Annotated in this window: 17 protein-coding genes and 1 pseudogene; 9 read left to right on the top strand and 9 right to left on the bottom strand. The window is 72.0% G+C overall.

The features are described from left to right. Positions 1 to 104: 104 nt before the first annotated feature. Positions 105 to 563, top strand: coding sequence for a DUF2255 family protein (locus PZC42_RS00085; protein WP_277207187.1), 459 nt, complete (start codon positions 105 to 107; stop codon positions 561 to 563). 30 nt (positions 564 to 593) lie between these two features. Here PZC42_RS00085 and PZC42_RS00090 read toward each other — a convergent pair whose 3' ends face one another. After that, positions 594 to 1,739, bottom strand: a complete 1,146-nt coding sequence (locus tag PZC42_RS00090; RefSeq protein ID WP_277207189.1) for a winged helix DNA-binding domain-containing protein — start codon at positions 1,737 to 1,739, stop codon at positions 594 to 596. A 141-nt stretch (positions 1,740 to 1,880) separates the two neighbouring features. Here PZC42_RS00090 and PZC42_RS00095 point away from each other — a divergent pair, with 141 nt between their 5' ends. Further along, the gene (locus PZC42_RS00095; RefSeq protein ID WP_277207190.1) at positions 1,881 to 2,150 is read left to right on the top strand and encodes a GlsB/YeaQ/YmgE family stress response membrane protein; all 270 of its coding nucleotides are present in this window, start codon (positions 1,881 to 1,883) and stop codon (positions 2,148 to 2,150) included. Here the strand turns inward: PZC42_RS00095 and PZC42_RS00100 are convergent, their stop codons facing one another. Next, entirely contained in the window at positions 2,151 to 3,008 is an 858-nt protein-coding gene (locus tag PZC42_RS00100; protein ID WP_277207191.1) for a Cof-type HAD-IIB family hydrolase, read from the bottom strand. 103 nt (positions 3,009 to 3,111) lie between these two features. Here PZC42_RS00100 and PZC42_RS00105 point away from each other — a divergent pair, with 103 nt between their 5' ends. Beyond that, the gene (locus PZC42_RS00105) at positions 3,112 to 5,517 is read left to right on the top strand and encodes a beta-L-arabinofuranosidase domain-containing protein (RefSeq protein ID WP_277207192.1); all 2,406 of its coding nucleotides are present in this window, start codon (positions 3,112 to 3,114) and stop codon (positions 5,515 to 5,517) included. 19 nt (positions 5,518 to 5,536) lie between these two features. On the opposite strand, the gene PZC42_RS00110 is transcribed toward PZC42_RS00105, so the two are convergent. The 7 genes and pseudogenes from PZC42_RS00110 to PZC42_RS00140 form a co-directional block, all read right to left on the bottom strand. Beyond that, the gene (locus tag PZC42_RS00110) at positions 5,537 to 6,982 is read right to left on the bottom strand and encodes an RICIN domain-containing protein (RefSeq protein ID WP_277207194.1); all 1,446 of its coding nucleotides are present in this window, start codon (positions 6,980 to 6,982) and stop codon (positions 5,537 to 5,539) included. 163 nt (positions 6,983 to 7,145) lie between these two features. After that, positions 7,146 to 8,831: a ribonuclease J gene (locus PZC42_RS00115; protein ID WP_277207195.1), complete on the bottom strand. Its 1,686-nt coding sequence runs from the start codon at positions 8,829 to 8,831 to the stop codon at positions 7,146 to 7,148. Positions 8,832 to 8,942: 111 nt separating this feature from the next. Then, the gene (locus PZC42_RS00120; RefSeq protein ID WP_438802878.1) at positions 8,943 to 10,514 is read right to left on the bottom strand and encodes a SulP family inorganic anion transporter; all 1,572 of its coding nucleotides are present in this window, start codon (positions 10,512 to 10,514) and stop codon (positions 8,943 to 8,945) included. Positions 10,515 to 10,683: 169 nt separating this feature from the next. Continuing rightward, positions 10,684 to 11,910 carry an MFS transporter gene (locus PZC42_RS00125; protein WP_277207197.1) on the bottom strand — a complete coding sequence of 409 codons (1,227 nt, stop codon included), beginning with the start codon at positions 11,908 to 11,910 and terminating at the stop codon, positions 10,684 to 10,686. 106 nt (positions 11,911 to 12,016) lie between these two features. Next, positions 12,017 to 13,608 (bottom strand): annotated as a pseudogene (locus tag PZC42_RS00130) (peptide chain release factor 3). Further along, complete coding sequence (locus tag PZC42_RS00135) at positions 13,605 to 14,021, bottom strand: MerR family transcriptional regulator (RefSeq protein ID WP_277207200.1); 417 nt, start codon at positions 14,019 to 14,021, stop codon at positions 13,605 to 13,607. The pseudogene PZC42_RS00130 and the gene PZC42_RS00135 overlap by 4 nt, the downstream one beginning before the upstream one ends. A gap of 151 nt (positions 14,022 to 14,172) precedes the next feature. Beyond that, a complete protein-coding gene (locus PZC42_RS00140; protein ID WP_277207202.1) occupies positions 14,173 to 14,541 on the bottom strand; it encodes a winged helix-turn-helix transcriptional regulator in 369 nt (122 codons plus the stop codon). Between the two features lie 90 nt (positions 14,542 to 14,631). On the opposite strand from PZC42_RS00140, the gene PZC42_RS00145 reads away from it, so the two are divergent. The 6 genes from PZC42_RS00145 (at position 14,632) to PZC42_RS00170 (ending at position 19,217) form a co-directional block, all read left to right on the top strand. Continuing rightward, positions 14,632 to 15,036, top strand: coding sequence for a nuclear transport factor 2 family protein (locus PZC42_RS00145; RefSeq protein ID WP_277207205.1), 405 nt, complete (start codon positions 14,632 to 14,634; stop codon positions 15,034 to 15,036). 229 nt (positions 15,037 to 15,265) lie between these two features. Then, on the top strand, positions 15,266 to 15,412 hold the full coding sequence (locus tag PZC42_RS22420) for a CGNR zinc finger domain-containing protein (protein WP_277209242.1): 147 nt from the start codon (positions 15,266 to 15,268) through the stop codon (positions 15,410 to 15,412). A gap of 42 nt (positions 15,413 to 15,454) precedes the next feature. After that, complete coding sequence (locus tag PZC42_RS22425; RefSeq protein ID WP_277207207.1) at positions 15,455 to 16,132, top strand: pentapeptide repeat-containing protein; 678 nt, start codon at positions 15,455 to 15,457, stop codon at positions 16,130 to 16,132. A gap of 31 nt (positions 16,133 to 16,163) precedes the next feature. Beyond that, the gene (locus tag PZC42_RS00160) at positions 16,164 to 16,898 is read left to right on the top strand and encodes a response regulator transcription factor (protein ID WP_277207209.1); all 735 of its coding nucleotides are present in this window, start codon (positions 16,164 to 16,166) and stop codon (positions 16,896 to 16,898) included. Position 16,899: 1 nt separating this feature from the next. Beyond that, complete coding sequence (locus PZC42_RS22430) at positions 16,900 to 18,258, top strand: sensor histidine kinase (RefSeq protein WP_277207210.1); 1,359 nt, start codon at positions 16,900 to 16,902, stop codon at positions 18,256 to 18,258. Then, a complete protein-coding gene (locus tag PZC42_RS00170) occupies positions 18,255 to 19,217 on the top strand; it encodes a TAXI family TRAP transporter solute-binding subunit (RefSeq protein WP_277207212.1) in 963 nt (320 codons plus the stop codon). Before PZC42_RS22430 ends, PZC42_RS00170 begins: the two co-directional genes overlap by 4 nt. Positions 19,218 to 19,291: the final 74 nt, after the last annotated feature.

Here is a 19,291-nt window from a genome sequence, read left to right on the forward strand (position 1 = left end):
GTCCAGGTTCGACCGGTTGACACCAGCAGCCCGACCTGAGGACCACCCACATCCATCCCCTGCAGCAGCGCATCACCCTGCCACCCCGACGCGAGGAGTCGCCCATGCCCAGATCCAGCCTGCAGGACCTCGCGACGCTCCCGTCGGCCCAGCTCCTGACGAGCGACGGTTCGGGGCCGGGTGCCGCGGCCTGGGTCGTGGCCCTGGGGAGGGAGCTCTACGTGCGGACCGCGCCGGGGGCGGACGTGCCGCGTCTTGGCGGTGGTCGCGCCCGCGTCCGGGTGTCCGGCGTCGAGCACCCCGTGACGCTCGCCGAGGTCGCACCCGAGGTGCACGACCTGCTCGACGACGCCTATCGGACCAAGTACGGGCGCTGCGCCCCGGACAAGCTGTCCGCCGTCGTCTCCGACGTCGCGGCGGCCACGACTCTCCGCCTCAGCCCGCGGCGTCCGTCGCTGTGGGAGCGCACGGTGCCGCTGCTCGACGCCGTGACGGCGTGGGGGCGAGACCGCCCGCGGCGGAGAGGCGCCCCGGCGGCTGAGGCGCGCTGCGTCGCCTGCTGACCCCAGCCGTTCATGCCCCGCCGCACGCGGTCAGCCGGCGAGACGGCGGACGTCACCCTCCGGCAGTCGGGCCCACCAGTGGCGGTAGCGGCCGTAGACCACCGGCTCCCGGTCGGCGAGGAACGCGCGCAGCGCCGCGGCCTCCGCCTCCAGCGCCGTCCAGGCCGCCCGGGAGAGCGGTTCGAACGCCGCCGCCTCGACCCCGTCCTCGGTGACGCGCCAGACGCCCACCACCCGTCCGTCCACGAGCATGGTGGGCAGCGTGTCCCCGTTGCGACGGATCACGTGCGGCCGGTGCTCGTCGGGCAGGACGCGGCGCCGGTCCCGGTGGGCGAGCACGATGCTGTCCCACATGCCGAGCAGGCGCGGCGGCGCAGGGGTCCCGGCATCCGGCCGGGGGGCGTCCGGCAGGTCCAGCAGCTCGGTGCCGTCAGGTCCCTCGACGCCGACGAGCTCCTCGCGCAGTGCCGCGACGGCGGGGCCCGTGAAGCGCCGCCGCAGCATCGTGAACTGCGCGAAGTCCGCCTCTGACGCAGGACCGAAGGCCGCGAGGTAGCGCTTCAGCAGGTGCACCGGCGCGGGATCGTCGCCCGCTGGGGCGTGGTTCGCCGCCGTGGGCGCCCCCGCGAGGTAGCGCCGGGCGCGGGGCGAGTACGACCAGGGCGGGCCGGTCGGCACGTGGTGCAGCGGTGCGAGGGTGCGCAGCGCGAACCAGGCGGCCGGTGCGCGCTCCTCGTCGAGGAGGCGGGTGAGCTCCGCGACGATCTCGCCCTGGGTGCGCGGCTCGGCGGCGAACTCCAGCAGCGCGTCGCGGAGGTCGTCGGCCTCTGCGGGAGTGAGCCGGGCCGGCACGAACCGGCGGTCGCCCAGCCGCGAGCGCCGCAGCGGGTCGGTGACGGCGCGGTGGTAGGGCGCCCAGTCGTCCTGGTGCACCGCGTGCAGCGTGATGCGCATCAGGGTGGCGCGCACGACGTCCCCGGCCCGGAAGGCGACGTCCAGGTCGGCGGGGTCGAACGCCGCCACGCGGTTCCAGAGCGCGAGGTACGGCGACGCCGGTTCCTGGGCCTGGAGGGCGCCGACCTGCCGGACGGCCTCGGGCACCGCGATGTCCTCGCGGGCGAGCAGGAGCTGGCGGGCGAGTGTCGCGCGGCCGAGCGCGGTGTCCGAGAGGCGCACGGGTCGAGCATCGTGCACCGGGCCGGGCCCGGCAACGCGCGCTCGCCGTCAGAGCCGACGGCCGCGGTCCCGCAGGTGCGCGCACCCGGCTCTCGGCGCAGGATGGACAGCGCACGACGTCCGACCACGAGAAGGGGCACCATGACCATCGGTGGCATCATCACGGCGATCATCATCGGAGCGATCATCGGCGCGCTCGGCCGTCTCGTCGTGCGGGGCAAGCAGGACATCTCGATCATCGCGACGATCCTCGTCGGCATCGTGGCGGCGCTCATCGGGACGTGGATCGCGAGCCTGATCGGCGTGCAGGACACGAGCGGGATCGACTGGATCGAGCTCGCGCTGCAGATCGGGCTCGCGGCGATCGGTGTGTCCATCGTCGCGGGGAGCTCCGGCCGCCGCGCCGGGTGATCAGCCCGTCACGGTGGATCCTCGTTCCTCGAGCAGCGCCGCGAGCACCTGGACCACGCCGTGCTCGGCGTTGCCCGGTGCGGTGTAGCGGGCGTGCGCCAGGACGTCCGGGTGCGCTCCCGACATGGCGAAGGACCACTCGGCGGCGTCGAGCATCTCGATGTCGTTGAGGTAGTCGCCGAACACCATGGTCTGCGCGGGTGTGACACCGAGCTCCGTCTGCAGCCGGCGCAGGCCACGGCCCTTGTTGACGCCCGGGGGCATGACGTCGATCCAGTGCGGGCTGGAGACGACCACCTGGTGGGTGGCGCGCAGGTGCACGAGCGCCGGCAGGGTCCCGGTGGCGGAGTCGACGTCGTCGTACACGGCGACCTTGAGCACCTCGTCGTCGACGGCCAGCAGGTCGTCGACCACGGTGAGCTCGCGGTAGTAGGTGCGGATGTGGTCGACGAACGCGTCGTCACCGCGCTCGACGTAGGCGCCACGCTTGCCGGCCAGGACGGCGCCGCCGTCCCGGGTGGTGCTCAGCCCGCGGACGGCGCGCACGACGGCGGTGACGCCGTCTCGGTCGAGCGTCTCGGAGGACACCTCCTGGCCGCCACGGGTGACGAGCGTGCCGTTCTCGGCGATGATGACCAGCTCGTCGTGGCCGGGCGTCGACGTGGCCGGGAACGACGCCGCGATGGTCGCGTGCTGACGCCCCGAGGCGGGGACGAACGTGATGCCGGCGTCGTGCATCCGCTCGAGGAGCGGCCACAGCCCGTCGGGCACCGCGCCGTCGGGGTCGAGCAGCGTGCCGTCCATGTCGGTGACGACGAGGCGGATCTCGTCCGGGCGGGGGAGGGTGGGCGAAGACATGGGGCCATGATCGGTCGAGTGGTGGGACGAGCGCACGGACGTCCACGTGTGAGCGTTAACATCCACCACGACCCGGGACCCCGACCCTGCGCAAGGAGCCACCATGGCCGCCGTCCTGCGGACCCCCGACCTCGCCGACGTCCGCCTCGATGACCCACGCCTGGTCGCCGCCACCGCCCGCGGCCGGCGCTACCTGCTCTCCCTCAGCGCCGAACGGCTGCTCCACGAGTTCTACCGCGTCGCCGGCCTGCCGCCGACCACGCCCGAGGGGTACGGCGGGTGGGAGCGCAGCGACGCCGTGAACTTCCGCGGGCACACCCTGGGGCACTACCTGTCCGCGCTGGCGGCGTCGTGGGCGTCGTGCGCCGACGGCGAGACGGCAACGGCGCTGCGGGCCGAGATCCGGGCCGGGGTGGTCGGCCTGGAGCGCTGCCAGGACGCCTACGCGACCAAGCACCCGCGGTCCGACGGCTACGTCTCTGCCTTCCGCGAGTCCGTGCTGGACCAGGTCCAGGGCACGGGCGACTCGGACGAGAACGTGCTCGTGCCCTGGTACGACCTGCACAAGGTGCTCGCGGGGCTCCTCGACGTGCACGCGTACGTCGGTGGGCGCCTCGGCGCCCGGGCGCTCGCGGTGGCGACCCGGTTCGGGCTGGCCGTGCACCGCCGGGTGGCGGCGCTGGGCAGCACCGAGGTGCTGCTGCGCACCGAGTACGGCGGCATGAACGAGGCGCTCTACCGTCTGCTCGCCGTCACCGGCGACCCCCGGTTCCGGGTGGCCGCCGAGGCCTTCGACGAGGTCGACCTCTTCCGGGAGCTTGCAGCCGGCCGGGACGTCCTGCCCGGGCGCCACGCCAACACGACCATCCCCAAGCTGCTCGGTGCGCTCGCCCGCTACCGGGTCCTGACCGAGCGGCCCGAGACCCAGGTGGGCCTCACCGAGGCGCAGCGCTCCGACCTCGCGACGTACCGGGCGGCCGCGGAGCAGTTCTTCGACATCGTGCTGCGGGACCACACCTACGTCACCGGCGCGAACAGCCAGGCCGAGCACTTCCACGCACCCGGCACGCTCTACGAGCGCGCGGCGCGGCAGGGCGTGCGGGGCAACGCGGAGACCGCGGAGACCTGCAACACGTACAACATGCGGCGCCTGGCCCGTGGCCTGTACGAGCTCACCGGGGACTCCCGCTACGCCGACTACGACGAGCTCGCGCTGCGGAACCACATCCTGGCGTCGCAGCACCCCGAGCGGGGGACCACCACCTACTTCAACGCGATGGCGCCCGGGTACCACAAGGTGGTCCACACCCCGGACACCGAGTTCTGGTGCTGCACCGGGACCGGGATGGAGAGCTTCGCCGGCCTGGGGAGCACCCTGTACGCGGTGGCCGACGACGGCGCGCGGGTCGTGACGGTCGACGGCTTCCACGGCTCGGCGTTCGCTCACGCGGGCCTGCGGATCGTCCAGGAGGGCGACCTCCCGGCGTCGGACACCGTGACGCTCCGGGGCGAGGCGATCGATCCTGCCGCACCGCCCGAGCCGGTCACGGTGCGGCTGCGCGTCCCGGACTGGGCCGGCGAGCCGACGCTCGAGGTGGACTCCCGCCCGGTCGAGGTCGAGCGTGACGGTGGCTACGCCGTCGTCCACGGGTTCGGGGCGGGCTCCACGCTGCGCTACCGGCTGCCCGCCCGCGTGACGGCGCACCCGACGCCGGACAACCCGGCGTTCGTCGCCTTCCGGTACGGCCCGGAGGTGCTCTCGGCCGGGCTGGGCGCGGCCGACACCGACGCCTGCGAGCCGACCGGCATCCTGGTGCGGATCTCGGACCACGACCCCGACGCCCAGAGCGTGGTCACGACACCGGCGGGCAGGTCGGTCGCGGACCTCGTCGCCTCCGAGCCGATGGAACGCCTCGCCGACGCCCCGGACGGTACCGTCCGGTTCGCGCTGCGTGGCACCCTCGACGGCGACCACCTGCGGTGGGCGCCGCACCACACGCGCTGGGACGAGCGGTACGCGATCTACCTGCACGTCGAGGAGGCGGGCTCGCCGGAGGCCCTCGCGCGCGCCGAGCGGGCGGAGGCCGAGCAGCGGCGGGCAGCGGCCACCGTGGACGAGCTGACGATGTTCGACGGCAACAACTTCGAGAACGCCAAGAACGTGCGCTCGGAGCGCTCGAGCGTCCGGACCCGTGCCGGACGCACCGGACGCACCGCCCAGGCGGACGGGTGGTTCTCGGTGGACCTCGCCGTCGACCCCGCCGGGAGCGACCTGGTGATCACGCACCACCGCGACGATGCCGCAGCCCGGCTCGAGGTCTCGGTGAGGGGGCTTGGTGCGGAGCTGGTCACGCTGCTGGACCTCGACGACGACGGCGCGGACGTGGACGGGTTCGTCGAGCGGCCCGTGCCGCTCCCGGCCGGCGAGGGACCGGTCACCGTGCGCTTCGCGGCACCGGACGGTCCGCTCCCCACGGTCTACGGGGTGCGAACCGTCCGGCGCGGCTGAGGCGGCCGGTCGAGGTGCGTCAGTACACGTACGGCCAGCCGGCGCCGTCGTAGCCGAGCAGGTTGATGCCCAGCACCGAGGAGTTCGGCCCCGTGTAGTGGTGGTACATCAGCACGTCGGCGTCCGTGTCGGAGAACACCGTCTGGTGGCCCGGACCGTGGATCGAACCGTGGCTCGCGAGGATCTCGGTCCCCCCGCCGTTCATCAGCGGCACCCCGGCCCGGTCGACGTAGGGTCCGGTGACCGAGGTCGACCGGCCCACCATGATCCGGTAGGTGCTGTCAGTGCCCTCGCAGCACTTGTCGAAGGACGTGTACAGGTAGTAGTACCCGTTGGCCCGGTGGATGGTCGGGGCCTCGACCGCGTCGCCGCCGCGGCTGGCCAGGGAGTGGAACGCGGTGCCGGAACGCATGCCCGTGCTCGGGTCGAGGCGGATCATCTTGATCCCGGACCAGTGGGAGCCGAAGCTCATCCACCAGGCCCCCTGCTCGTCCACGACGAGCGCCGGGTCGATGGCGTTGAAGTTGTTCGCGCTGTTCGACTCGATCACCAGGCCGCGGTGCGTCCACGAGCCGGCGGCGCCGGTGGGGCTGGTGGCGAGGAAGATCGCCGACCGGTTGCTGTGGAACGTGGATGCCGAGTACCAGAGGTAGTACTGGTTGTTCGCATAGTGGATCTCGGGTGCCCAGAGGTGGGCGCTGCCACCCGTGTAGGTGTCCGCCCAGGGCGTGCCGCCGGGGAACGCGGACCCGGCGTCGGTCCAGTGGGTGCGGTTGGTCGACGTCTTCAGCGGGACACCGGGACCGGTGCTCGCCAGGAGGTACCCGCCGTCGGGAGTCTTGACGACCTCGGGGTCGTGCAGCCCGGTGTGGCCGGTGACGGCCCCAGGATTGGGGTAGTTCGCGCCGCCGGTGGAGCCGACGGGGACCAGCCGCCAGCGCTGGTTCGCACCGTCGGTGTCGGCGAACTGGGAGACGCGGGCGCCGTCGGCGGTCGACCACTCCCACACCTCCAACGCCTTGCCGCTGTGGCGGTTGATCAGCCGCACGGAGCCGTCGGAGGAGTCCGCGAGCCGGAAGCGCTGGTTCGTCGCGTTGTTGTCGGTCCACTGCACGACGTCGGCACCGTCGGCGGTGGACCGTCCGGAGACGTCCACGACCTTGCCGCTGTGCCGTGACTGCAGGCGGTAGTCGCCGCCGCCGGAGTCGAGGAACCGCCACTGCTGCCAGTCGCCGTCGTTGCGGGTCCACTGGCCGATCCGCGCACCGTTCGCGGTCGAGGTCTCGTACACGTCCAGCGCCTTGCCGCTGTGCACGTTGACCAGCACGTACCACCTGTTGGTGTCCACGACGGCGGCACGTGCCGGCGTGACGAGGGACTGGGTGAGGACGAGCACCGCGGCGACCAGGAAGGTCAGCAGGGCGCGGTGCCGTCGGTCGGGGATGGTGCTCGAACGTGCTTGCACGGGAATCCTCCACGTTGAGGGTATGTGTGAGCGCTCACCTGGCACGTCGCACTATTCCATCGTTGTAGAAGTCCTGGCAAGGGCGCGCCCCCAGGCTGGCGAACGCCTCGATCCGGCACGGTTCGACATGCCGAACCGTGCCGGATCGAGGCGTCCGTCAGGATCAGGCGTCGATCACCAGGGCGATGACGACCGGCTCCCGGCGGGACGTCCGCGCGAGGGAGCGCCCGACGGCGTTCGCCAGCAGCTTCTCCAGGTCCTCGCCCTCGGTGACGCCTCGTTCGGACGCGGTGGCCAGCGCCTTCTTCAGGGCGGCGGTGGCGGCCTCGAGGCTCTCCGGGCTCTGCACGAACCCTCGGTGCAGGTACTCGGGAGGCTCGGCGAGCTCCGTCGTGCCCGGCTTCAGCAGGACGAGCACGGTCAGCACCCCGCCGGCGCTGAGCTGCCGGCGCTCGGCGAGGGTGTCCTCGGTCGCGTGACCCACGGTCTGCCCGTCGACGAACACCAGGTCCGCCTGAACCTGGCCGACGATGCGCGCCGTGCCGTCCACGAGGTCCACCACCACGCCGTCACGCGTGATCAGCACGCGGTCGGGGTCGACCCCGGTGCGCTCGGCGAGCGCACCGTTGGCGTGCAGGTGCTTGGGCTCACCGTGCACCGGCATGACGTTGCGGGGCTTGAGGATGTTGTAGCAGTAGACCAGCTCGCCGGCGCTGGCGTGGCCCGAGACGTGCACGCGGGCGTTGCCCTTGTGCACGACGTTCGCCCCGAGGTCCGTGAGCTTGTTGATGATCCCGTAGATCGCGTTCTCGTTGCCCGGGATGAGCGAGCTGGCCAGCAGCACGGTGTCACCCTCGCTGACGCGCACCTCGTGAGACTCGTTGGCCATGCGGGAGAGCGCCGCCATGGGCTCGCCCTGGGAGCCGGTGCAGATCAGCGTGACCTGCTCGGGTGCCATGCCACGGGTCTTCTTGTAGTCGATCACCAGGCCGCGGGGGACGGTCAGGTAGCCGAGCTCACGCGCGATCCGCATGTTCCGGACCATCGAACGTCCCACGAACGCGACCTTGCGACCCCGGGCGTGCGAGGCGTCCAGCACCTGCTGGATCCGGTGGACGTGGCTGGCGAAGCTGGAGACGATCACCCGGCCGGGGGTGGAGGCGAAGACCTGGTCGATCGCCGGGTTGAGGTCGCTCTCGGAGATCGAGAAGCCGGGGACCTCGGCGTTGGTGGAGTCCACCAGCAGCAGGTCGAGGCCCTCCTCACCGATCCGACCGAAGGCCCGCAGGTCCGTCAGCCGGCCGTCGAGGGGGAACTGGTCCATCCGGAAGTCACCGGTGTGCAGCACGGTGCCCGCGGCGGTGCGGATGACGACGGCGAGGCCGTCCGGGATCGAGTGGTTCACCGCGATGAACTCGAGGTCGAACGGGCCGGCGGAGTACTTGTCCGTCGCCTCGACGCGCTTCAGGACCGGCTTGATGCCGTGCTCCTTGAGCTTCTCGGCGATGAACGCCAGCGTCAGCTCGGACCCGATGAGAGGGATGTCCGGGCGGTGCTTCAGCAGGTACGGCACGCCGCCGATGTGGTCCTCGTGCCCGTGGGTGAGGACGATCGCCTCGATGTCGTCGAGCCGGTCGGTGATGCTTGCGAAGTCCGGGAGGATCACGTCGACGCCGGGCTGGTGGTCCTCGGGGAACAGGACCCCGCAGTCGACCACGATGAGCCGTCCGGCCTGCTCGAAGACCGTCATGTTGCGGCCGATCTCGCCGATGCCGCCCAGCGGCGTGATGCGCAGCGCGCCGCGCGGGAGTCGGGGCGGGCGGCCGAGGTCTCGGGGCGCAGTGTGCATGTCGTCCTTTCGCACGGAGGTCCGTGCCGATGAGTCCGGTCCTTCGTGGCGTGCTGTGCACGCAGCGAAGGACCGGGATGGTGCGGGCCTCTCACACGAGAGTGCCCGAGATCAGTGTCCCCCGCCGAGCTTGCCTGCGAGCAGGTCGAGCCGGGCGATGGTGTCCGGGTTCGCGCCCACGATCGTGACCGTCTTGCCCTTGGCCTCGTACTTCGTGCGGACCGCATCGAGGCTGGCGACCGTCGACGCGTCCCAGACGTGGGCCTTGGTCATGTCGATGACGATGTTGCGCGGGTCGCCCGAGTAGTCGAACTGGTAGACCAGGTCGTTCGAGGACGCGAAGAACAGCTCACCCTCCACAGCGTAGACCCGCTGGTCGTCCTCGTCGGAGGCGTCGAGCCGCGTGACGGTGGTGAAGTGCGCGACCCGGTTGGCGAAGAGCACCATGGCGACCAGGACGCCGACGCCGACGCCGTAGGCGAGGTTGTGGGTCCAGACGGTGACGATCACCGTCGAGAGCATCACCGCGGTCTCCGACCTGGGCATGCGCCGCAGGGTGTCGAGCTGGACCGAGTGCCAGTCGAACGTGCCGACGGACACCATGATCATGACGGCGACGAGCGCGGCCATGGGGATGACGGCCACGACGTCGCCGAGCCCGACCACGAGGATCAACAGGAACACGCCGGCCAGGAACGTCGAGATCCGGGTGCGTGCGCCGGAGGCCTTGACGTTGATCATCGTCTGGCCGATCATCGCGCAGCCGCCCATGCCACCGAAGAAGCCGGTGATGATGTTGGCGGCGCCCTGGCCCCAGGCCTCGCGGGTCTTGTTCGAGTGGGTGTCGGTGACGTCGTCGACCAGCTTGGCCGTCAGCAGTGACTCGAGGATGCCCACCAGGGCCATGGCCAGGGCGAACGGCGCGATGATCTGGAACGTCTCGACGGTCAGCGGGACGTTCGGGAAGAACAGTGCGGGCAGCGACTCGGGCAGGTCGCCCTCGTCGCCGACGGTCGGGACGTTGATCGCGGCGAAGATGGTCGCCGCCGTGAGGAGGACGATCGCCACCAGCGGCGCCGGGACCACCTTGGTCCACCGGGGGAGCAGCACCATGATGACCAGGCCGATGATCACCAGGCCGTAGATCCACCAGCGGTTGCCGGCGGTCACCTTGTCCCCGAAGAGGTGCGGGAGCTGGGAGGTGAAGATGAGGATCGCCAGGGCGTTGACGAAGCCGACCATGACCGAGCGGGGGATGAACCGCATGAGCCTGGCCACGCCGAGCACGCCGAGGGCCACCTGGAAGACGCCGGCGAGGATGACCGTGGCGATGAAGTACTCGATGCCGTGGTCGCGGGCGACCGGGGCGATGACCAGGGCGACCGCGCCGGTCGCGGCGGAGATCATGGCGGGCCGTCCACCGAGGAAGGCGATGGAGACGGCCATGGTGAACGAGGCGAAGAGGCCGAGCCGCGGGTCGACGCCGGCGATGATCGAGAAGGCGATCGCCTCGGGGATGAGGGCGAGCGCGACGACGAGGCCGGCAAGGACCTCCGTCTTGAGGATGCGGGGAGACTTCAGCGCCGCCAGCACCGAGTAGGTCTGACTCGCCTCCGGCGCGCCGGTGACAGGCTGCGGCGTGGGGGCAGGATCGGACAGGGGGGGACGGGCGTCGTTCGACACGCAGCTTCCTTCGGGTTCGGTGGGCGCGCGCGCCCGCGGACCAGGTCGCGAGACTCGGTCGGGATGGACAGGACTGAGGCACGCGACGCTGCGTACGAGAAAGGTGGGTGGCGTCGGCCCTCACAAGAGTGTGGGCACGCTGGAGGGCCGAGCCGCGGTGAACTCTACCCTAACGTGAAGGCAGGTTTGCGTCGTCCCGACTGGCGGTCAGGGGCCCCTCGGGCGGGGGGTCGAGCGGCGCGGGGTCGGGTTCGCGGGCGACAGCCGCCCAGACCGCGATGCCGACCGGGACGACGGCACTGGCCAGGAGCACGGGAGCGTAGCTGCCCACCTGGTCGAAGACCGCGGCGAAGAGCAGCGGTCCACAGGCGGTCCCGCCCACGCTGATCGAGGCGACGAGGCCACGGATGGACCCGATGTGGCGCGTGCCGAAGTAGCGCGGCAGGGTCGCGGCCTCCACGGTGCGGATCATGTTGGCGGCGACACCGAGCAGCGCGCCGAAGGCCACCGCCGCCCACCCAGGGCTCACCTGGGTCCCCCAGCACAGCGCCGCCGCGAGGGACAGCATCGAGCCGACCGTCACCCACCGGGGCGGGAACCGGTCGAGGAGATACCCCGTCCCCAGCGTGGCCAGGAGCCCGGCGACCGTCTGCGGGACGAAGTTCGCGGCGGCCTCCGTGGCCGTCAGGCCGCGGTCCGTGAGCAGGCTGATCTGGTGGAACGCCACCGCGGTGGTGAGGAGCCCGGAGACGGCGACGGCGCCGGCGATCAACCAGAAGGCGGGATGGCGGACGACCTGGGACCGCGTGAGGCCGCCGGGTCGGGGCGGGGGACCTCCGTCGGATGGTGGGGCCGCGCCGTCCGGGCGCTGGCCGAGCCGCTCCGGCCGGTCCCGCATCGCGAACAGGGCGAGCGGCAGGACGACGACCCACACGGCGACACCCTCGACCAGCCCGGCCGTCCGCCAGCCGTGCTGGGCGATGAGGCCTTCGAGCAGCAGCGGCGTCATGGAGATCCCGACGGCGCCGACGGCGGACACGAGGCCGGTCGCCATGCCCCGCCGGCGGTCGAACCACAGGGCGACGACCGTCGTCGCCGTCAGCCCGAGCGCGCCCTGGCCCGCCATGCGCACCCCGACGAAGCCCGCGGTGAGCCCGACGAGCGAGCTCACCGCGGACAGGCCCACCAGCACGGCGCCGAACACGAGACCGATGACCGCCATGGTGCGCCGCACCCCGAAGCGGTCGAGCGCGCGGCCGATCCACGGCAGCGCCAGCGCACCGGCGAGGGTCCCGATGAGGTAGGCCGTCGAGACCGCCGAGCGGGAGACGCCCAGCTCGTCGATCAGCGGGTCGATGAACAGCGAGATGCCCACGGTCTGGCCGGGCCCGGTCATGGCCAGGGCGACGGCGGCGTAGACGACGATGTGCCGGCCGTAGAAGCCGCCCGGGGACAGCGCCCCGGGGCGGGACGAACGGGATCTCAGAAAGTCTCCGGGGAGGTCAGGACTCGCTCGCGATGAGCGGCGTCAGGGCGATCTTGGGGTGCCCGCGCTCGAAGGCGCGCGCGTGCCACACGTCGCGCAGGAGGGCCAGGCACTCGCCGTCGCGACGACGGGCGACCTCCGCCCCGGGGTAGGCCGCGAGCGTGGCGGCGTGCTCGGGGTCGAGGAGCCGGGCCACCGAGAGCGGGAGCTGCTCGAGAGTCATCGGCGCCGAGAACTCGTGCTCCATGCGGAACGAGGCGACCTCGAACTGCAGCGGGCCCACGGCCGCGAGGATCGGGCTGGCGTCCCCCCGCAGGTCCGAGACGAGGACCTGGACGACGCCCTCCTGCTCGAGCTGGGACATGCCCTTGCGGAACTGCTTCGACCGGCCCGGGTCGGAGGCGCGTGCCACGGCGAAGTGCTCGGGCTCGAACGCCGGCATCGGCGGGAACCGCACCGATGGGCCGTCGGGCTCGTGGACCGTGTCCCCGACCGCCAGCGCGTTGGCGTTGACCAGGCCGACGACGTCGCCGGGGTAGGCGTGCTCGACCGTCGACCGTTCGCGGCCGAAGACGGACAGGGCGTACTTCGTCGCGAAGGGCCGTCCGGTGCGCTCGTGCGTCACGATCATGCCGCGCTCGAACCGTCCCGAGCACACGCGCACGTACGCGACGTGGTCGCGGTGCTTCGGGTCCATGCCGGCCTGCATCTTGAACACGAACCCGCTGAAGGGCGCGTCGACCGGGCGTCGCGTGCTGTCGGCGGCGGGGCGGTCACCGGGAGCGGGGGCGAGGTCGACGACGGCGTCGAGGAGCTGGCGCACGCCGATGTTCGCCAGCGCCGCCCCGAAGAGCATGGGCGTGGTCTCGCCGCTGCGGAACGTGGCGAGGTCGACCGGCTCCAGGAGCTGGGCGCCCTCGACCGCCTCGGTGTAGTCGGCGTCGAGCTCCTCGGCCGCCCGGACGGCGTCGAGCGTCTGCTCCTCGGCGATCGAGGCGCCGCCCGGGGTGCGGCGGTAGGTCGTCACGTGGCCGTCCTCGCGGTCGAGCAGCCCGAGGAACCGGCCCGCCTCCCGACGGGCCACGTCACCGGCGTCGGCCGCAGCCCGATGCGCTCCTCGAGCTCGTCGCAGAGGTCGAGGACCTCGCGTCCGGGCCGGTCCCACTTGTTGACGAAGGTGATGACCGGCACGCCGCGGCGGCGGCAGACCTCGAACAGCTTGAGCGTCTGCGGCTCCAGGCCCTTCGCGGAGTCCAGGAGCATGACGGCCGCGTCGACCGCGGTGAGCACGCGGTAGGTGTCCTCGGAGAAGTCCGCGTGCCCGGGGGTGTCGAGCAGGTTGATCACCACGTCGCGGTACACGAACTGCAGCGCGGCCGAGGTGATGGAGATCCCGCGCTTCTGCTCCATCTCGAGCCAGTCGGAGACGACGCCGGAGCGGTTGCCCTTGCCGTGCACCGCCCCGGCCTCGTCGATCGCGTGGGCGTGCAGGGCGAGGGCCTCGGTGAGGGTCGACTTGCCGGCGTCGGGGTGGGAGATCACGGCGATGCTGCGCCGTCGGGCGGCCTCGGACGCGACCGATGTGCTCTCTGCGGCGAGTGCTGTCATCGGGACCGGCTCACCACCCGGCGCTGGCTGCGCAGCTCGCTGCGCAGGTTGCCGGCGAACTCCTCGGCGCTCTCGAGCTGGGCGCGCAGGCTCTTGCAGCGTTCCTCCGCCGCGGCCTCGAACATGCTCAGCCGGTCGAGCGTCGCCTCGCGGCGGGCCGGGTCGACGTCGTCCTTCTCGAGCTCGTCGAGGGTGGCCAGCAGGTCCCGCATCTCGTCGAGGGAGAAGTCCAGCGGCTTCATGCGCTTGACGAGCATCAGGCGGGCGATGTCCGACTCCGTGTACAGCCGGAACCCGCCGTGCGACCGCGCGGACGGGATCACGAGGCCGACCTCCTCGTAGTACCGGATCGTGCGCAGCGAGAGGCCGGTGCGCTCCGCCACCTCACCGATCTGCTTGCGGTTCAAGCCCATGGACACTCCGTTCGACCCTCGTACTCTACCGCCGCGGCAGAGCGTCGAGAGGCCTGGGCAGTGTGCTGCGCAGCACGCTGGATGTCATACGCTCACGTCACGGTAGAGATCGATCCGCTCGCGTCGAACGCCGCGCCCGAGCTGCTGTGGGTCACTGCGGTTCGTCGTAGCGCTCGCGCGCGTCGAGAACCTCGGCGATGTGCGTCTCGGCCCACTGCCCGAGCGCTGCCAGCGGCGCCTGCAGCGTGCGTCCCAGGTCGGTGAGCTCGTACTCGACGCGTGGCGGAACCTCGGCGAAGGCGTGTCGGCTGACGAGTCCGTCGCGTTCGAGCTCCCGCAGCGTCTCGGTGAGGACCTTCCCGCTGATGCCCTCCACCTCGCTCTTCAGGTCCCGAAAGCGGGTCCGGCCGCGGGCGAGGACGATCACGATCATCGCCGTCCACTTGTTGGCGATCCGCGCCAGCGACGTCCGCGAGGGGCACGTCGAGGTGAGCACGTTCCAGTCAGGTTCGTATGACATGGGTCACAGTGCTCCGTTGGTGACGTTGAAGTAACTGGTTTCGAATAGTGACTATAGGCAGACACGAAACAACGCACAAGGGAGATCCTGATGACCGAGTCCGTCAACACCGCCGCGGTGGCCCAGCGGTACTACGAGGCGATGTCCGCGGGCGACATCCCGGCGGGTACCGCGCTGTTCGCCGACGACATCGTGTGGCACCAGCCCGGCGCCAACCAGTTCTCCGGCGTCCGCGACAGCGCCGCTGCCGTGGGCGAGATGCTCGGCGGCATGATGGCGGCGTCGGAGGGAACGTTCGCGCTGACGTTCACCGGCGAGCCGATGGTCAACGGCGCGCTGGCGGCGATCCCGGCTCACTTCTCCGGCAAGCGCGAAGGCGCTGAGATGTCGATGTCCGGGGTGGACGTGCTGCGCGTCGAAGGCGACAAGATTGTCGAGATGTGGCTGTTCTCGGCCGACCAGGAAGCCGAGGACGCCTTCTGGGGCAAGGGCTGAGGTCGCCCCTCCACGGCCGGCTCGGTATCTCGAGCAGTGGCTTCGCGAGGTGGGAGTCTGACGACAGCCATCAGGTGAGCCAGTGCAGGACGAGCGGGATGGTTGCGGCGGCGAGCGGCGTCTGGACACCGGCGATCGACGCCATCAGTCGGACGTCGCCGCCCAGGCGCGCGGCGAGGACCGCCGCCGACGGCGCCGTCGGGACGGCGCTGATGATCAGAACGACACCGTGTTCGTCGACACCAGTCGCACCGGGCGCCGCGCCTACTGCACGGCGCGGTGCGGCAACTTCGACGCCGTCGCCCGCCACCGGCTCACTCGGACGACGAAGGCCGGGGACCAGCCCGGTCGCTCAGGAACGCGCGGCCGACGATGAGGTGCCATCGCCGGCCGGTCGCGTCGTCCTAGGCTGGTGCCCGTGCCGCGCCGTGAGAACCAGCCGTCCCGTCCGGTGATCGACCCCGTCGTGCTGAGCGACCTCGTCGCGGGCAGCGCCGACGACCTCGTCGCGGCAGCGGACCTCGACGGGATCGAGCTCACGGACGTGGAGCTGGACCGGGTGGAGCTGCGGGGTGCCCGGGCCGACGCCTCACGGCTCGACGGCCTGCGCGCCCGGGAGGCCGACCTGCGACACCTCACGCTCACCGAGGTCGTCCTGTCCCGGGTCGACGTCCCGGTCGTGCAGGGCGTCCGCACCCGGTGGCGGGACGTCGAGGTGCGCGACGCCCGCATCGGCTCCGCCGAGCTGTACGAGTCGACCTGGCAGTCGGTGCACCTCGTCGGCTGCAAGCTGGGCTTCGTCAACCTGCGCGGTGCCGAGCTGCAGGACGTCGTGTTCACGGACTGCACCATCGACGAGCTCGACCTGGTGCAGGCCCGGGCGACCCGGGTCGCGTTCGAGGGCAGCCGGCTGCGGCGACTGGACGTGCAGGCCTCGACGCTGCAGCACGTGGACCTTCGCGGTGCGGAGCTGGCCGAGCTCGTCGGCACCGATGCGTTGCGGGGCTCCACGATCACCCCGGCGCAGCTCGGGCAGCTCGCGCCCCATCTCGCCGCCAACCTGGGCATCACCGTTCTCGATGCCGCGGACCGGTAGCGCCGCGGCAGTTCTTCACCCGCTCGCCGGTGTGCGTACCACGCGGCCCCACCTGTCGGTCGGGCCCGCGCTCGGCTACGGTCGGACCGTGGAGCTGCTGGTCGTGGAGGACAACGAGCATGTCGCGGGCGCGCTCGTCTCCGTCCTCGGCAAGCACGGCTACGACGTGCTCCACGCGGCCGACGGCGCGGGCGCGCTCGAGGCGCTGAGCCCCCGGACGGACCTGGTGCTGCTCGACCTCGCGCTGCCGGACATGGACGGCTTCGAGGTGTGCGAGCGGATCCGCAAGGTCTGCGACACCCCGATCATCATGGTGACCGCCCGCACCCAGCTCGAGTCGAGAGTGCGCGGGCTCGAGCTCGGCGCCGACGACTACGTCACCAAGCCCTACGACATCCGCGAGGTCCTCGCCCGCATCGACGCTGTGCTGCGCCGGGGCCGGTCGCGCGAGTGGGACGGCCGGGCCGACGTCGCCCGCATCGAGGTCGGCGAGGTGCAGGTCGACCTCGCCGCCCGCGTGGTGCGTCGCACCGGCGGCGCCGTCGTCTCCCTGACCCGCAAGGAGTACGACCTGCTCGCCCTGCTGGTGCGGCACCGTGGGACGGCGCTCGCGCGCGAGCGCATCCTGCGCGAGGTCTGGGGCTCCAGCTGGAAGGGCCTGGGCCGCACGCTCGAGGTCCATGTCGCCTCGTTGCGCCGCAAGCTGGGTGAGCCCGCCGTCGTCGAGACGGTGCGCGGCGTGGGGTACCGCGTCGGGCAGCAGTGACGTGCGCAACCGCCTCGCCGCGCTCGTCTACGTCCCGCTCGCCCTGGTCATCCTGCTGCTCGGGATGCTCTACGCGTCCAGCGTGACGCGCGCGCACCAGCAGGAGGTGTTCCTGGACAGGCTGCGCGACGCGAGCTATCTGGTGCTGCCCGCCCGGCAGGCCATCCTCGCCGACGACCCGTCGCTGGTCGCGGGTGACCTCGCGCGCTACCGAGAGGTGTACGGCATCGGCACCGCCGTCGTCGACCAGGCCGGCGTCACGCTGGTGGCCGAGGGGCTCGACGTGCAGGACTACGTGGAGCGTCATGCGGCGCTCGCCGGTCGCCGGGCGGAGATGCGCGAGACGTTCTGGCCGTGGGACGCCCAGCGGATCGTGGTGGCCGAGCCCGTGTTCGACGGCGGTGACCTCGTCGGCGCGGTCGTGACGTCGTCGCACGCGGGGGAGGTGCAGCGAGCGATCTGGCACAGCTGGGCGCTGCTGGGCGCGGCCGGCCTCGTGATGGCGCTGCTCGCCATCGTCCTGGCGGACCGGGTCGCGGGCTGGGTGCTGCGACCCGTGCGTGCCGTGGACCAGGCGATGGAGAAGATGGGTGGCGGGCGGCTCGACGAGCGCATCCCGCCGTCGACCGGTCCGCCCGAGCTGCAGCAGGTCGTCAGCCGCTTCAACGAGATGGCCGAGCGCGTCGAGCACCTGATGCGCCGCCAGCAGGAGTTCGTGGCCAACGCCTCGCACGAGCTGCGCAACCCGCTCAGCGCGCTCATGCTGCGCATCGAGTCGCTCGCCCTGACCGTCCCGGAGGAGGACTCGGACGAGGTGGCGCACGTCCGGGCCGAGGCCGAGCGGATGGCACAGATCCTCGACGCGCTGCTGCTCCTCGCCGACGGCGTGAGCATGGCCGCCGCGCAGCCGGTCGACGTCGCCGACGTGATCGCGCGACGCGTGGACGGCCGCAGGGTGCTCGACCCCGACCGCGAGCTGCGGCTCAGCACGCCCGGGGGTGAGGTCCTCGGGTGCGGTGACCCGACGGCGCTGGCGAGCGCCTTCGACACCGTCGTGGAGAACGCGATCAAGTTCGCGCCGGAGACCGAGCCGATCGACGTCTCGGTCGACCGGTCGGGCGGCATGGTCGAGATCGTCGTGCGGGACCACGGCCCGGGTGTCCCGGCGGAGCATCTCGAGCGCCTCACCGAACGGTTCTGGCGGAGCCCGGGGCACAGCTCGGTGCGCGGGTCCGGGCTGGGTCTCGCCATCGCGTCCGAGCTCCTCGCGTCGGTCGGCGGTGGGCTGCGCCTCGAGCTGCCCGACGACGGCGGGCTACGGGTGCGGCTGCGGGTCCCGGCCGGGGAGGAGGAGTCGTGAGGCGCCTCGTCGCGGCGGTGCTGTCGGTGCTGCTCCCGGCCGCCCTGCTCGCCGGGTGCCTGGGCGGGGAGAGCGACCCCTGGGACGGGCAGCGGCCGGAGACGCTCACGATCGCGACCGGCGGGACCAGCGGGATCTATCACGGCTACGGCCGGGCGCTGGCTGACGTGCTCTCCTCGCGGTACGGGATCGAGGTGGAGGTGCTCACCACCGGCGGCTCCGTGGACAACCTGCACCTCCTCGCCGACGGCACGGCCGACGTGGCCTTCAGTGCGGCGGACGCCGTGGCGGACGCCGTCGACGGCGTGGGGGACTTCGCCGAGCCGGTCGAGGTCCAGGCGCTCGCCCGGGTGTACGACGACTTCGCGCACCTGGTGGTGCCCGCGGACTCCGAGGTCGAGGAGATCGCCGACCTGCGCGGGCTGCGGGTTTCGGTCGGGGCGGCCAGGTCGGGCACCTCGCTCATCGCGGGCCGGGTGCTCGCGGCCGCGGAGCTGCCGATGGACGAGCTGCGGGTCGCCGAGCTGGGCATCACCGAGTCGATCGACGCGCTGGCCGGCGGCAGTCTCGACGCGCTGTTCTGGTCGGGCGGGCTGCGGACCCCGGGCCTCGTCGGGCTCTCCGAGGAGATGCCGGTCCGGCTGATCCCGCTCGTGGAGGTGGTGGACGAGCTGCGTCAGGAGTACGGCCACGGCTACCGGCACGGCGTCGTCCCGGAGGGCGTCTACGGCCTGGCCGACAACGTCGCGACGCTGGCCGTGCCCAACATCCTGGTGGCCGGCCCCGACCTGCCGGAGGGCGTGGCGCACGGCCTGCTGCACACGCTCTTCGACGCGCGCGGCGAGATCACCTCGACCGTTCCCTCGGCCGCGCTCCTGGACCGGTCGCGCGCCATCTACACGGAGCCGGCGGACCTGCAGGTCGGCGCGCTGCGGTACTACCGGGAGGTCAAGCCCTGACGGTCTGCCCGGTCATCGTGTGGATCGTGACGCTGCTGGCCAACCTCCTGCTGCCGGCCGTGCTGCTCAAGAAC

The organism is Isoptericola croceus (assembly GCF_029382255.1).
Taxonomy (GTDB): domain Bacteria; phylum Actinomycetota; class Actinomycetes; order Actinomycetales; family Cellulomonadaceae; genus Isoptericola; species Isoptericola croceus.

Excerpts from the sequence above, each read along its gene's own strand:
- PZC42_RS00085 (WP_277207187.1), top strand. The coding sequence starts at position 105 with ATGCCCAGATCCAGCCTGCAGGACCTCGCGACGCTCCCGTCGGCCCAG.
- PZC42_RS00095 (WP_277207190.1), top strand. The coding sequence starts at position 1,881 with ATGACCATCGGTGGCATCATCACGGCGATCATCATCGGAGCGATCATC.
- PZC42_RS00100 (WP_277207191.1), bottom strand. The coding sequence starts at position 3,008 with ATGTCTTCGCCCACCCTCCCCCGCCCGGACGAGATCCGCCTCGTCGTC.
- PZC42_RS00105 (WP_277207192.1), top strand. The coding sequence starts at position 3,112 with ATGGCCGCCGTCCTGCGGACCCCCGACCTCGCCGACGTCCGCCTCGAT.
- PZC42_RS00115 (WP_277207195.1), bottom strand. The coding sequence starts at position 8,831 with ATGCACACTGCGCCCCGAGACCTCGGCCGCCCGCCCCGACTCCCGCGC.
- PZC42_RS00125 (WP_277207197.1), bottom strand. The coding sequence starts at position 11,910 with ATGACCGGGCCCGGCCAGACCGTGGGCATCTCGCTGTTCATCGACCCG.
- PZC42_RS00135 (WP_277207200.1), bottom strand. The coding sequence starts at position 14,021 with ATGGGCTTGAACCGCAAGCAGATCGGTGAGGTGGCGGAGCGCACCGGC.
- PZC42_RS00140 (WP_277207202.1), bottom strand. The coding sequence starts at position 14,541 with ATGTCATACGAACCTGACTGGAACGTGCTCACCTCGACGTGCCCCTCG.
- PZC42_RS00145 (WP_277207205.1), top strand. The coding sequence starts at position 14,632 with ATGACCGAGTCCGTCAACACCGCCGCGGTGGCCCAGCGGTACTACGAG.